The 12,920-nt window shown below is 68.9% G+C and carries 11 protein-coding genes; 3 read left to right on the forward strand and 8 right to left on the reverse strand.

Annotation, left to right across the window (positions count from 1 at the left end; translation table 11 throughout):
- Positions 1-54 precede the first annotated feature (54 nt).
- Complete coding sequence (locus ACZ5KW_RS03710) at positions 55-333, forward strand: hypothetical protein (RefSeq protein ID WP_343778473.1); 279 nt, start codon at positions 55-57, stop codon at positions 331-333.
- Positions 334-350: 17 nt separating this feature from the next.
- Here the strand turns inward: ACZ5KW_RS03710 and ACZ5KW_RS03715 are convergent, their stop codons facing one another.
- On the reverse strand, positions 351-1,460 hold the full coding sequence (locus tag ACZ5KW_RS03715) for a pyridoxal-phosphate-dependent aminotransferase family protein (protein WP_343778471.1): 1,110 nt from the start codon (positions 1,458-1,460) through the stop codon (positions 351-353).
- 193 nt (positions 1,461-1,653) lie between these two features.
- Here ACZ5KW_RS03715 and ACZ5KW_RS03720 point away from each other — a divergent pair, with 193 nt between their 5' ends.
- Positions 1,654-4,035 carry an amino acid permease gene (locus ACZ5KW_RS03720; RefSeq protein ID WP_343778469.1) on the forward strand — a complete coding sequence of 794 codons (2,382 nt, stop codon included), beginning with the start codon at positions 1,654-1,656 and terminating at the stop codon, positions 4,033-4,035.
- A gap of 45 nt (positions 4,036-4,080) precedes the next feature.
- On the opposite strand, the gene ACZ5KW_RS03725 is transcribed toward ACZ5KW_RS03720, so the two are convergent.
- The 3 genes from ACZ5KW_RS03725 to ACZ5KW_RS03735 all read right to left on the reverse strand — a co-directional run bounded on the left by ACZ5KW_RS03725 (position 4,081) and on the right by ACZ5KW_RS03735 (position 6,883).
- Positions 4,081-5,634 (reverse strand): TrkH family potassium uptake protein, encoded by a 1,554-nt coding sequence (locus tag ACZ5KW_RS03725; protein WP_343778467.1) that lies wholly within the window; start codon positions 5,632-5,634, stop codon positions 4,081-4,083.
- A 46-nt stretch (positions 5,635-5,680) separates the two neighbouring features.
- Positions 5,681-6,388 (reverse strand): potassium channel family protein, encoded by a 708-nt coding sequence (locus ACZ5KW_RS03730; RefSeq protein ID WP_343778624.1) that lies wholly within the window; start codon positions 6,386-6,388, stop codon positions 5,681-5,683.
- Positions 6,389-6,523: 135 nt separating this feature from the next.
- Positions 6,524-6,883 (reverse strand): hypothetical protein, encoded by a 360-nt coding sequence (locus tag ACZ5KW_RS03735; protein WP_343778466.1) that lies wholly within the window; start codon positions 6,881-6,883, stop codon positions 6,524-6,526.
- A 235-nt stretch (positions 6,884-7,118) separates the two neighbouring features.
- On the opposite strand from ACZ5KW_RS03735, the gene ACZ5KW_RS03740 reads away from it, so the two are divergent.
- Positions 7,119-7,868 carry an Lrp/AsnC family transcriptional regulator gene (locus ACZ5KW_RS03740; RefSeq protein WP_343778464.1) on the forward strand — a complete coding sequence of 250 codons (750 nt, stop codon included), beginning with the start codon at positions 7,119-7,121 and terminating at the stop codon, positions 7,866-7,868.
- A 28-nt stretch (positions 7,869-7,896) separates the two neighbouring features.
- Here the strand turns inward: ACZ5KW_RS03740 and ACZ5KW_RS03745 are convergent, their stop codons facing one another.
- The 4 genes from ACZ5KW_RS03745 to ACZ5KW_RS03760 all read right to left on the reverse strand — a co-directional run bounded on the left by ACZ5KW_RS03745 (position 7,897) and on the right by ACZ5KW_RS03760 (position 12,850).
- Complete coding sequence (locus tag ACZ5KW_RS03745; RefSeq protein ID WP_343778462.1) at positions 7,897-8,154, reverse strand: DUF7561 family protein; 258 nt, start codon at positions 8,152-8,154, stop codon at positions 7,897-7,899.
- A gap of 459 nt (positions 8,155-8,613) precedes the next feature.
- Complete coding sequence (locus tag ACZ5KW_RS03750; RefSeq protein WP_343778461.1) at positions 8,614-9,783, reverse strand: ABC transporter ATP-binding protein; 1,170 nt, start codon at positions 9,781-9,783, stop codon at positions 8,614-8,616.
- The gene (locus ACZ5KW_RS03755) at positions 9,773-11,590 is read right to left on the reverse strand and encodes an ABC transporter permease (RefSeq protein WP_343778459.1); all 1,818 of its coding nucleotides are present in this window, start codon (positions 11,588-11,590) and stop codon (positions 9,773-9,775) included. The genes ACZ5KW_RS03750 and ACZ5KW_RS03755 overlap by 11 nt, the downstream gene beginning before the upstream one ends.
- A gap of 27 nt (positions 11,591-11,617) precedes the next feature.
- Positions 11,618-12,850, reverse strand: a complete 1,233-nt coding sequence (locus tag ACZ5KW_RS03760; protein WP_343778457.1) for a thiamine ABC transporter substrate-binding protein — start codon at positions 12,848-12,850, stop codon at positions 11,618-11,620.
- Positions 12,851-12,920 lie beyond the last annotated feature (70 nt).

A 12,920-nucleotide genomic window follows, 5' to 3' on the forward strand; every position in this document is an offset into this window, starting at 1 on the left:
GTCGACTCGGCCGGATCCGAACCGGCTAAGGGCGCCCGCGACGAGGCAAATCCGATGAGACGACTCACACGGAGCGAACTGGCGTCGCGGGTGGGGCCGCGGCCGCCGTCAGACGCCTTCTGGCGTCGCGCGATCGATCGGGGCGAAGCGGCCCTGAGCGTCGGTGCGGACGCCGTCGCCGGAGACGCGGACGAAGACGCGACGGCGCCGCTCGACACGGGAGACATCGTCGACGTCGCGGACCACGCCTTCGTCGTCGTCGGCGTCGACCGGACGGACGCGGGCGGACGCATCTACCGGATCGAACTGGTCGGCGACCGCGACGAGGACTGACTCGCCTTTCGGTCCCGTCAGAGGTCGGCGACGTCCTCGATGGCGTCGGTGAGCGCCTTCACGCTCTCGACGGTGTGTTCGCCCATGTGGCCGATCCGGAACGTCTCCTCGCCGATGTCGCCGTACCCGTTCGAGAAGGCCATGTCGTACTCCTCGCTCACCTCCTCGATGGTCGCGGCCACGTCGATCCCCTGCGTGTTCTCGATGCAGGCGACCGTCTGCGACTCGTACCCCTCCTCGGGGAACATCGCGAAGTGCTCGCCGGCCCAGTCGTGGACGTACTCGGTCATCTCGCGGTGGCGCTCGTCGCGGGCGCGGTGCCCCTCGTCGAGCATGTGTTTCATCTGCTGGCGGTACGCCAACATGATCGGGATGGCGGGCGTCGAGTGGGTCTGTCCCTTCCGGTCGTAGTAGTCGATCGTCCGGCGGAAGCCGCCGTACCACGAGGAGTCCCCCTTCTCGGTCTCGCGGTCGTAGGCGTCGTCGCTCACGACGCAGACCGCGAGCCCCGGCGGCATCGCGAACGCCTTCTGGGTCGACGCGAAGATCACGTCGATGTCGTGGTCGTCGATGTCGACGTAGTCGCCGCCGAGCGACGAGACGGCGTCGACGGCGAAGTAGGTGTCCGGGTACTCGCTTATCACGTCGCCCATCTCCTCGACGGGGTTGCGGACGCCGGTCGACGACTCGTTCATCACGCCCGCGACCATGTCGTACCCCTCGTCGCTGGACTCCAGCGCCTCCCGGACGTCCTCGGGTTTGACGGCTTCTCCCCACTCGTACTCCAGCCGGGTGACGTCCTTCCCGAGCCGCTCGGCGACGTTCGCGTAGCGCTCGCTGAAGGCGCCGCAGGTCGGGACGAGGACGCGCTCGTCGACGAGGTTCAGCGTCGTCGCCTCCCAGAACTCCGTGCCGGACCCGGTGAGGATGACGACCTCGTTGTCGGTGCCGAGGAATTCCTTCGTGTCCTCGACGATGGTCGTGTAGAGGTCTGTCATCCGGTCCATTCGGTGGCCGAACATCGGCTGAGCCATCGCCTCGATGACATCGTCGCGGACCTCCGTCGGGCCGGGGATGTACAGCGTCTTCTCGTCGTAGTCGTCGCGGTATTCGCGTTTCTTCGTCACGGGATCCACCTTGGATCGTACCGCGTCGCGCGCGGGTATGTTCCTTGTGTTCCGTTCAAAAGGCGCGACCCGCGATCGACTCCGTCGACGCAAACGGCGTTATCGCCGGGATCAAACGGCTTTATACGAACGGAGAAAAGAAAGGGCGTATGATATACGCCCGAAGAGTTACAACCGTCCGAGGTGGCCCGCCGTGAGCGGCGACGAGGAGCTCGCGAAGGACCTCGGACTCGTCTCGGCGATGACGATCGGCATCGGGACGATGATCGGCGCCGGGATTTTCGTGCTGCCCGGCCTCGCGGCCCGGGAGGCCGGCCCCATCGTCGTCGTCTCGTTCGTCGTCGGCGGGATCATCGCGATGGTGAACGCCTTCTCCGTCTCGGAGCTGGGCACCGCCATGCCGCGGGCCGGCGGCGGGTACTACTACGTTAACCGCGCGCTCGGTCCGCTTTTCGGGTCGATCGCCGGGATGGGCGACTGGATGGGGCTCGCGTTCGCCTCGGCGTTCTACTCCATCGGGTTCGGCCAGTACCTGGCGACGCTCGCGCCGATACCGGGGTTCTTGTTCCTCACGGACATCCAGATCGGTGCGCTGATCGCGGGCAGCCTCTTCGTCCTCGTTAATTACGTCGGGGCGAAGGAGACGGGCGGCGTCCAGACGGTCATCGTCACGGGGCTGTTGGTGATCCTCGGGCTGTTCGCGATACAGGGCTGGCTCTCGTTCGACTACGCGACGCTCGCCGGGACCGACGGGCTCGCGCCGAAGGGATACGGCGCGATCCTCCCCGGCACGGCGCTGGTGTTCGTCTCTTTCCTCGGGTACGCGAAGATCGCGACCGTCGCCGAGGAGCTGAAGAACCCCGGCAAGAACCTCCCGCGGGCGGTCATCGGGAGCGTCGCGATCGTCACGGTGATCTACGCGATCCTCGTGTCGATCATGCTCGGCGTCGTTCCGTGGCCGGAGCTGAGTACGGACGCGCCGCTGACGCAGGCGACGGACGTCGCCTTCTCGGGTGCCTACTCCCCCGCGATCACCGCGGCCGCGGTGACGATCGTGACCGGCGGGGCGCTGCTCGCGACCGCCTCCAGCGCGAACGCATCGATCCTCGCCTCCGCGCGGATCAACTTCGCGATGGGCCGCGACAAGATCGTCACGAACTGGCTCAACCAGATCCACCCGCAGTTCGCGACGCCGTACCGCTCGATCGTCGTGACGGGGATCATGATCATCGTCTTCATCGCGGCGCTCGGCCAGGACGTCGAGATCCTCTCCAAGGCGGCGAGCGTGCTCCACCTCGTCGTGTACGCGCTGATGAACGCCGCGCTCATCGTCTTCCGCGAGGCGGACATCGCCGAGTACGACCCCGACTTCACCGTCCCGTTCTACCCGCTGACCCCCATCGCGGGGATCGTCTTCTCGCTCGGGCTCCTCCCGTTCGTCGGCGCCGTCGAGGTCGCCCTCGCCGGGGCGTTCATCGTCGCCGCGGTGCTGTGGTACTTCCTGTACGCCCGCCGGAAGGTCGAGCGCACCGGCCTCCTCGGCCGGTGGATCCTCGACCGCTCCGAGGACCTGCCCGAGCAGGCCGTCTCGGCCGCGACGTCGGTCCAACCGAGCGGCGACGACTACCGGGTGATGGTGCCGCTCGCGAACCCCAAGACCGAAGAGCACCTGATCACGCTCGCGTCGGCCATCGCGAAGCAGCGGAACGGGACGGTCGTCGCGGTCAACATCGCGAACGTGCCCGACCAGACCTCTCTGGAGGCGGCCCGCGACCGCGGCGCCCACGAGGCGGCCCACGGCCTCCTCGATCAGGCCCGCGCGGACGCGGAGACGTTCGGCGTCGACGTGGAGACGCACGTCGTCTTATCGCACCGCGTGTTCGAGGAGGTGTTCGACGCCGCGCGCACCTACGGCGCCGACATGACCGTGATGGGCTGGGGCGAGGACTCCCACGGGGCGCCGGGGCGCGCCGAGTCCGCCGTCGACGAGCTGGCGTACTCGCTGCCCTCGGACTTCCTCGTGTTCCGCGACCGCGGGTTCGACGCCTCGCGCATCCTCGTGCCGACCGCGGGCGGTCCGGCCTCGGACCTCTCCGGCGCCGTCGCGAAGATGCTCCAGTCCGAGTTCGGCGGCGAGGTGACCCTGCTCCACGTCTCCGAGGACGGCGAGGAGGAGGCGGGGCGCGCCTTCCTCTCCGAGTGGGCCGACGCGCACGACCTCGCGGACGCGACGCTGCGGATCGAGACCGGCGACGTCGAGGCCAGCATCGAGCGCGCCGCCCGCGATGCGACGATGCTCATCGTCGGCGCGACGGAGAAGGGGCTGCTCTCGCGGCTGGTCAGCGGCTCGCTCGTGTTGAGCGTGCTCGAAGACGTCGAGTGCTCCGTGCTGCTCGCCGAGCGCCGGAGCGACCGCGGCATCCTCGCCCGGCTCTTCGGCGGCGGTGCGCGGTCGAAAGACGTGACCGACGCGACCCCGACGCCCGCCGAGACGGGCGTCGAGCCGGAGCCGTCGACGCCCGAGATCGACGGCTCGGAGAACGACCCGACGGTCGATCCGAAGGACGACGACTGACCGACGAGGCCGGGGTCCGAATCCGCCGGGCGACTGACGCCTCCGTCAGGCGGAGCGGTCGAGCCGGCGGACGATCGTTCCGAGCAACACCGCCACCGGGATTATTTCGAGTCGACCGACCCACATGTTGACGATCAGCATCGCCTTCGCCGTCTCGGGCATGGTCGCCCCGGTGACCCCCGAGTCGAGGCCGACGTTGCTCTGGGCGCTCATCACGTCGAAGATCACGTACTCCAGCGGGTACGTCGGGGGAAGGACCCGAAGCAGGACGGCGACGCCGATCACGAGGAACGCGATCCACAGCAGGAACACGACCGTCGCCTCGGTGTACTCCCGTTGCGCCTGCGCCTCGCTGAGGCGCCGGTCGCCGATCTGGAGGTAGCGGATCGCGGCCTGCGGCCGGAACACGTCCTGAATCTGCCAGATCGTCCCCTTGACCAGCGTCACGACGCGAATGAGCTTGATCCCGCTCACCGTCGAGCCGGCCGCCGCGCCGGTTAACATCCCGAGGCACGCGAACAGTGTCGGGCCCGCGGTCCAGACGCGTTCGGTGCCGCCGCCGATCGACGCGCTCCCGAAGCCGGTGTTCGACGTCGCGGAGACGAACTGGAACAGGCTCACCCGGAACGTCTCCTCCAGCGTGGCGTACTGGCCGTTCGCGTAGAGGATCGCGGTCAACACGAGCGACCCCACGGTGAACCAGATGAACACCCACCGCGTCTGGAGGTCGGTGTAGAAGTTCCGGATCTCCCCTTTGAAGATCAGGTAGTGGACGGGGAACGCGATGCTCCCCGCGACCATGACCGGGACCGTGGCGTACTCGATCAGCGGGCTGCCGTAGTGGCCGATCGAGTCCGCGTGGACGGAGAACCCGCCGGTCGAGATGCCGGTCATCCCGTGGTTGATCGCGTCCCACAGGGGCATCCCGGCGAGGAGGAACAGGGCGATCGAACCGAGCGTGAGGCCGACGAAGATCTTCCAGATCTCGCGGACGGTCGTCACGATGCTGGGGTGGATCTTCTCGGAGCGCGCCTCGCTCTCGTACAGCGTGTACGAGCCGCTGCTCCCGCCGGAGCGGCGCAGGATCGCGACCGTCAAGACGATCACGCCGACGCCGCCGACCCACTCGATGAACGACCGCCACCAGTGGATCGCCCGGGGGAGCTCCTCCTCGACGGCCGCCATCGTGAGCCCGGTCCCGGTGAAGCCGCTCATGCTCTCGAACACCGCGTCGAGCGGGTCGAGGAACACCGCGGTCGTCGAGTCCATCGGCGGCGTGTTCATCCAGACGGGGAACGGGTTCAGCTGGATCGTCCACGCGATCAGGACGAAGGGGAGTCCGCCGAGGATCCCCACGAGCGCCCACGCCGTGGCCGCGGTGACCATCGCCTCGCGCTTCTCCGGCGGGTCGGCGCCGCGGTACCGCCGGACCAGCCCGGTTCCGATCCCCGCCATGACGACCGCGGAGACCACGAACGCCGGGACGGTGTAGAACTCGCCGTTGACCGCCGCCACGACGAGCGAGATCAGCATCATGAGCGAGACGGCCTGGACGATGCGGCCGACGTCGCGGCCGACGGTGTCGGTCTTGACTCTCATGAGTCGCCGTCGTCGGAGCGGTCGCCCCGCGATACCGGGCGGACGGTCACAGTCGCACCCCGTTCGAGCCGTTCTCCTGATCCTCGTAGTGGCCGAAGATGTCCGTCACGTCCGGCGTCGCGCCGGTTCCGGAGTAGACGGTCAACAGGTCGCCCGTCTCGATGCGGGTCTGTCCGCGGGGCGTGACCGGGGAGTCCGTGTCCTCCCGCTCGATCGCCACGATGAGCGTCTCGTCGCCGAGGAGCCCGTCCTCGTCGGCCTCGATGAGGGTCTTTTCTGCGATCGGCGCCTCCTCTGCGACCGTGATCTCGAACACCTCGGCGACGTCGCCGACCCGCATGTAGTCGACGATCGACGGCCGGTCGACCGAGCGGAACAGCGACTCGGCGATGAGCCGCTGCGGGTTCTGCATGGTGTTCACCCCGATCTGGCGGAAGAGGTTCATGTGTTCGGGGTTGTGGACGACCGAGACGACGTTGGGAACGTCGAGTTCCTGTGCGAGCAGCGAGACCATCACGTTGGTCGCGTCCTGGTCGGTCGTCGTGATGATCGCGTCCGCGCGGTCGCTTCCGGCGTCGACGAGGGTCTCCTTGACGGTCGCGTCGGCGTTGAGGACCATACAGTCGTAGTCGCTCGCGACCTCGTCCGCCTTCTCGGGGTCCGTCTCGATGACGACGACCTCGTATCCGGCGCCCGTTGCGATTTCGATGAGCGGCGTTCCGATGTCGCCGGCTCCGACGATGATGACGTACATGAGTTGGTAGGTGTAGCCGATCAGTTCGTCAGCCGATTCTCGATCCGAGTCGCGCGTCCGCGGTTCGGCCGCGCGGCCGCCGGTGTCGTCCCGCGCCCGCGGCCCGTCTCCGAGCCGTCGCACTGACGGAACGGGTCACGCACCGCCGTCCCCTCCGGGGCCACCGCTCGCTCTCCCGAGGTAGTGCCACCGGTAGTGACCGTCTCCGCCGTCCGTCGCGGGCTCCCATTCGACCCTGTACGCGAAGGGTCCGCGGGCGACGCCCGTCTCGTCCGGCCGCTCCACGACGGCGACGGTGTACGCGCCGTGGTCTTCGGCGCGCACGAGCTCTTCTCCCTCCCGCGACTCGATCGCGTCCGTCAGCGTCGGCTTCTCACGAAGGAGCCGCTGCGCGTAGTGGATCGTCTCCTTCAGCTGCGCGTCGCCGGCCTCGTCGAGCGCAGTGATCACGTCGTCCGAGACGCCGTCCGGGGGGTCGATTTCGGGTGAAGTCATGGATATTGTGTAGGTTCCGGCTGGTTCGGCTCCGGCCGAGGCCAGTTCGGATCCGACCGCGGACTGCGTTTTTGTTTCGGAACCTATCACAGGCTGTATTTTTTCTTAGTTATAACTGTTGGGTTCTCTATTTCGCTAGAAAAATATTAGGCCATTATATTTTGGTAGACAAAAGACAGCGCGATGTAAAACGGGGCATGAGAAAATCTATGTGCCGCCTGATCGTAGTTCGGGTATGGGACACCGCATCGACGAGATAGACAAGCGCATCCTCTACTACTTCGCGGTGGACGCGCGGAACACGGCGACGTCGGACATCGCCGAGGAGATGGGGGTGACGCCGGCGACGATCCGAAACCGGATCGACCAGCTCGAAGAGCGGGGGATCCTCCGGGGGTACCTCGCCGACATCGACTACAAGTCGATCGGCGGTTACATCACCTACCTGTTCAGGTGTACGGCGCCGATCCCGAAGCGGACGCGGCTCGCGCAGTCGGCGCTGGATGTCTCCGGGGTCGTCGGCGTCCAGGAGCTGATGTCCGGCTCGGCGAACCTCCTCGTGACCGTGGTCGGCGCGGACACCGACGACATCAACCACATCGCCGAGACGATCGCCGACCTCGGCCTGACGATCGAAGACGAGAGCGTGGTCCAGGGCGAGTACTACCGCCCCTACGACCCGTTCGGCCCCGAGACCGTCCCGAAGGGCCCGTCGCTCACCGACTTCATGAGCCTCACGGGCGACGCCGAGGTCGCCGAGTTCACCGTCTCGGAGGGCGCCGAGATCGCCGGCAAGACCATCGAGCGAGCGGTCGCCGACGGACAGATCTCGCGGGAGGCCCACGTCGTCGGCGTCGAGCGGGACGGCGACGTGCTCACCCCGAAGGGCGAAACGACGTTCCAGGCCGGCGACGTCGTCTCGCTGCTCTCGACGGCCCCGTTCGAGAAGGACTCGCTGGAGGCGTTCGGCACGCCGGCGGAGTGACCGCGCGGGGCCGAGCCGTCGGCGTCTCCTACCCCCAGTGCCAGAAGCTGTTGCCGTCCTCCTCGATCGGCTCGGTGCGCTCGCGGAGGGCGGCGACGTCCTCGGCGGTCGGCTCGTGGTCGTCCGGGAGCCGCTCCATACACTCGAAACAGAGGAAGAACTCCGAGCCGTCGGTGAGTTCGAGGGTCAACCCCTGTGTCGACTCGAACGCGAAGTTCCACAGGTCGCCGATACCGCCGGCGATCCGCACAGACCGCTCGCAGACGTCGCACGCCTCGGAGGCCATATGTGTGCCTTACTGGGCCCGCGGGGTAAGGCGTGTCGCCTCGATACGATTACGATACGAGACGTTTCGGCGGGATTGTTCGGTAGACTGCCGTTAGCGAGTCGACGGACGACAACGCCGAAGCGCCGACTGCTCCTTTATAAGTAGCTGCTACAAAATAGACGGACAACACCTCCAAAGCCCCAGCCGCGAGGCCGGCGTACGCTCGCTGCGCGCTTCACTCGGTCGCTCACTGCGTTCGCTCCCTCGTTCCAGTGCTTGCGTCGCATACGCCGGCCTCGCGGCTGCCCCTTTGAGTCCCGCCCGACCGCGACCGCACAGCGCCTCACACCTCCCCAGCCTCGTCGGCGGTCCTTCGCTTCGCTCCGGACCGCCGACTCCCTCGCGCGTGCGACTCGCGCCCTATCAGGCGCTCGTCGGCACGCGCCACCGCACGCATTTATAAATAGTCGTTGCCGTTCACCGCGTTTCGACCTCGATCACGTGCGCGTCGCCCGGGTCGAATCCGACTGTGACCGCGCCGTCGAGGGGGTCCACGGCCCGGACGAGCAGTTCGCGGTCGCCCCAGTCGAGGGTGACGCGCGTCGTCTCCCCGAGGAACTCCGAGTTGGCGACGGTCGCTCGAAGGGCGTTCTCGCCCGTCGGAGCGCCGGGCTCGTCGTCTGCCGCTTCGTCCACGCTCGCGACGCGGAGGTGCTCCGGGCGGACGCAGAAGGCGATCCGGTCGCCGACCTCGGGGAGTCGCGTCGCGGTCGGCTCCTCCTCGTCGCTCCCGACCGCGACCCGGAGCGTCTCGTCGCCGCCGTCGACGTCGACGGCGAGTTCCCCGTCGGCGGGCGCGTCGACCACTTTTCCGGCGAACACGTTGTTGTCGCCGACGAACTCCGCGACGAACCGGGTGGCTGGCTCGCGGTAGACGGTCCGGGGCACGGCCACCTGCTCGGGGGTCCCGCCGTTCATCACCGCGACGCGGTCGGAGACGGCCAGCGCCTCCTCCTGGTCGTGCGTGACGTATATCGTGGTGATGCCCAGCTCGGACTGAATCTCTTTCACCTGCGCGCGGAGCCGCTCGCGGAGCCGCGCGTCGAGCGCGCTCATCGGCTCGTCTAAGAGGAGGACGTCGGGACCGGGCGCGAGCGCCCGCGCCATCGCGATCCGCTGCTGTTGCCCGCCCGAGAGGCTCTCGGGGTCGCGGTCGGCCGCGTCCGGCAGGTCGACCAGTTCGAGCAGCTCCGCGACGCGCTCCTCGCGCGTGACGCCCTCGGGCGGCTCGGCGAAGTTGAGCCCGTAGGCGACGTTCTCGCCGACGGTCATGTGCGGGAACAGCGCGTAGCTCTGGAAGACGACTCCCACGTCGCGGTCCTCGGGCGGGACGCCCGCGACCGACTCGCCTCCGAACCTGACCGTCCCGCTCGTCGGCTCCTCGAACCCGGCGACCAGGCGGAGCGTCGTCGTCTTCCCGCACCCGGAGGGGCCGACGAGCGTGAAGAACTCCCCCTCGCGCACCCGGAGGCTCACGTCGTCGACGGCGTCGGCGTCGCCGTAGCGTTTGCTCACGCCGTCGAGCTCGACGGCGACGGGCGCACGGTCGCCGTCGTCTCCCGCCGCCCCCTCCCGCTCAGAGCCCACGCGTCTCACCTCCGAGCCGCTCGATGACGACGAAGCTGAGGCCGGTGACGACCAGCAGCACGACGCCCATGGCGGTCGCGGGTCCGAGCCGCCGCCCGATGAAGCGTTCGATCGCGACGGGCATCGTGTACGCGTCGGCGCCGGTCGCCAACACGACGGTCGAGGTGAACTCCCCGACCGAGATCGCGAACGCGAACGCGGCGCCCGCGACGACCGCGGGCCAAACCAATGGGAGCTCCACGTCCCGGATCACCCGCGCCCGCGAGGCGCCGAGCGCCCGCGCCGACTCGATCAGCGAGCGGTCCAACCCGGAGAGCCCCGGCGAGACGGTCCGGACGACGAACGGGTAGCCCGCGACCGCGTGCGCGACGACGATGGCGACGGCCCCGCTCGCGGCGATCCGCCACCCCGCTATCTCGACCCCGAAGACGAGCCCCCGCAACAGGCCGAGTCCCACGATGATCCCGGAGACCGCAAGCGGCGCCATCGCGGCCGCGTCGACGAGCGTCCGGCCGCGGTACCGCCGCGTGGTCAACACCGCGACGACGACGCCCATCGGGAGCGCGAGCAGGGTCGCGGCGGCCGCGAACGCGAGCGAGTTACGGATCGCGGGCCACGGCCGCACCTGAAACGCCGCCCCCGTCTGCTGGCGCTCGATCAGGAACCGGTAGTGGTCGAGCGTGAGCGCGCCGTCGCCGCCCGTCACCGACGCGAGCACCATCGAGGCTATCGGCGCGAGGAAGATCACGCCCGCAAAGATCGAATAGACGCCGAGCCCGACCCGCGGCAACAACTCGCTGAGCGTGGGCGTCGACGGGACGAGCGGACGCCGCGGCAGGGGGCGAGCCCCGCGCGTGGTCGTCGAGCGTCGGGCCTCGTACCGGAGGTACGCCAGCAGGACCCCGAGCGAGATCACGAGCTCGACGATCGCTAACGCGGCGGCCTCCGCGTAGCTCAGATCGCGGACGAGCCGGTAGACGAACACCTCCACCGTCGCCAGCTGGAACCCGCCGAGCGCGAGGACGATGGGGAAGGTTCCGAACGTGAACACGAACGTGAGCGCCGCGCCCGTGAGCACGGCGGGGTACACCTGCGGCGCGACCACGTCGTAGAACGCTCGGACCGGCCCGGCTCCGAGGCTTCGGGCGGTCTCGACCGCGCTCGCGTCGACCGACTCCCACGCCGCGGTCGTCACGCGCGCGACGAGCGGCGCGTTGTAGAAGGCGTGGGCGATCACCACCGCTTCGAGGGTGAAGAGGAGGTTCACCGGCGGGAGCCCGAGACTCGTCAGCACGGCGTTCAGCGTACCGTTTTCGCCGAACGTGGCGACGAACCCGACGGCGACCATGATCGACGGGAGGACGAACGGGACGATGGTCAGCGAGCGCAGCGTCTTCCGGCCGGGAAACTCGAAGCGCGCGAGCAGGTAGGCGGCGGGGAGGCCCAAGGCGACGCTCGCGACCGTCGAGAGGAGCGCCTGATAGGCGGTGAAGCCGACGATCCCCAGCCGTCGGTCCGGCGAGAGCAGCGCCCGCGCGACGACCCCCGGCGACTCGCCGGACAGCAGCCGCGCGAGCTCGCCGAAGTAGAACGGGTCTGTGAGGATCTCGGCGAAGACGGCGAGGGTGACGGCGCCGTCGACGACGACCGCCTCGACGAGGACGGTCGCGGTCGGGTAGTAGAAGGCGACGACGAGCGCGGCGCTGGTGAGGACCGCGAGCGCGGTCAGCGAGCGCGTCTCGATCGCGTCCCGGACTCGGGTGAGCGGCCCCTCTCGGCCTCCCGTGCGGCCGCCGTCGTCAGTCACGTGCCCGGCCCCTCGTCGCACACGCGGTTAGTTCCCGGCGAACTGCCGCTCCCAGGCCTCGACCCACGCGTCGGCCGAGCCGCGGAGCTCGTCGTAGGTGAACGTCACCGGGTCGGCCGGCTCCTGTGCCAGCTCGGCGTAGTCGCTCGGCAGCTCCGCGTCCCCGACGGCCGGGAACGCGACGTTGCGCTGGGCGATCTCGCCTTGCACGTCGGGCTCCAGCATGAACGACATGAACTGCCGGGCGAGGGCGGGCTCGTCCGCGTCGTCGAAGACGGCCATCCCCTCCGGGTTCGCGTACGCCTGGTCGTTCAGGAACCGGATCTGGTGTTTCTCCAAGTCCGCTCCCTCCATGTCGGCGAACACCTGGTCGGTCGAGTAGGAGACGACAATCGGCGCCTCCCCGTTGCTCCAGGCGGTGTACGCCTCGTCCCAGTCGCCCAGGACGCGCACGTCGTTCTCCTGGAGGTCCGCCCAGTAGTCGAGGTAGTCGTACTCGGGGTCGCCGTCCGCGCCCGCGATCGCCTCCCCCTCGCCGTCGCTCGCGACCCCGCCGTCCCCGAAGCGCTTGATCGTGTGAAGGAGGAACGCCCGACCCGTGGAGGAGGCGCCGGGGTTCTGCGCGATGAGCGCGCCGGCGTGCTCGTCGTCGAGCAGTCCCTCGAACGTCGCCGGCGCCTCGGTGGCGGTCCCGTCGTACACGAGGCTGATGTAGCCCGTGTCGAACGGGACCGCTCGGTCGAAGGGGTCGAACAAGAGCCCCTCTCGGACGTCCTCGAAGCCGTCGACATCGCCCCGCTCGGCGAAGAGGTCGCCGTCGAGCTGCCCGTCGACGCGGACGAGGTCCTCGGTGGTGAGGCCGACGTAGAGGTCGGCGTCGACGCCCGCGCCCGAGGCGGCGCGCTCGATGTAGTAGTTCACGCCGTTGTCCGGCGTCGCCCACTCCAACTCGGCGTCGTACCGGCTCTCGAACTCATCTTTGAGCCACTCGCCCGGGCTCACCGAGGGCGCGTCGATGAAGTTGGTGTACGTCGCCACCGTCAGCGTCGGCGTCTCGCCGTCTCCCGTCCCGTCGCCGCCGTCGCCGTCGGTCTCGTTCCCGCTCCCGTCTCCCCCGTCGTCGCCGCTCCCGTCGCCGGTCGGCGTCGCGCTACAGCCGGCGAGCGCGACGGCTCCCGCCGCGCCGGTCGCGGTCAAGAAGCGTCGTCGGGTGTGCGACCGGGCGCGTCGCCGCCGCGTCTCGCTCTCGTCGGTAGTCATCACTCGGTTGTTGTACTCGGTGGTTACATAAGGGATCCGTCCTCGTTCCGCACCTCGACGCGCCGCGGTG

This window comes from Halorubrum ejinorense (genome assembly GCF_055389685.1).

Excerpts from the sequence above, each read along its gene's own strand:
- ACZ5KW_RS03710 (WP_343778473.1), top strand. The coding sequence starts at position 55 with ATGAGACGACTCACACGGAGCGAACTGGCGTCGCGGGTGGGGCCGCGG.
- ACZ5KW_RS03725 (WP_343778467.1), bottom strand. The coding sequence starts at position 5,634 with ATGAGAGTCAAGACCGACACCGTCGGCCGCGACGTCGGCCGCATCGTC.
- ACZ5KW_RS03730 (WP_343778624.1), bottom strand. The coding sequence starts at position 6,388 with ATGTACGTCATCATCGTCGGAGCCGGCGACATCGGAACGCCGCTCATC.
- ACZ5KW_RS03735 (WP_343778466.1), bottom strand. The coding sequence starts at position 6,883 with ATGACTTCACCCGAAATCGACCCCCCGGACGGCGTCTCGGACGACGTG.
- ACZ5KW_RS03740 (WP_343778464.1), top strand. The coding sequence starts at position 7,119 with ATGGGACACCGCATCGACGAGATAGACAAGCGCATCCTCTACTACTTC.
- ACZ5KW_RS03745 (WP_343778462.1), bottom strand. The coding sequence starts at position 8,154 with ATGGCCTCCGAGGCGTGCGACGTCTGCGAGCGGTCTGTGCGGATCGCC.
- ACZ5KW_RS03760 (WP_343778457.1), bottom strand. The coding sequence starts at position 12,850 with ATGACTACCGACGAGAGCGAGACGCGGCGGCGACGCGCCCGGTCGCAC.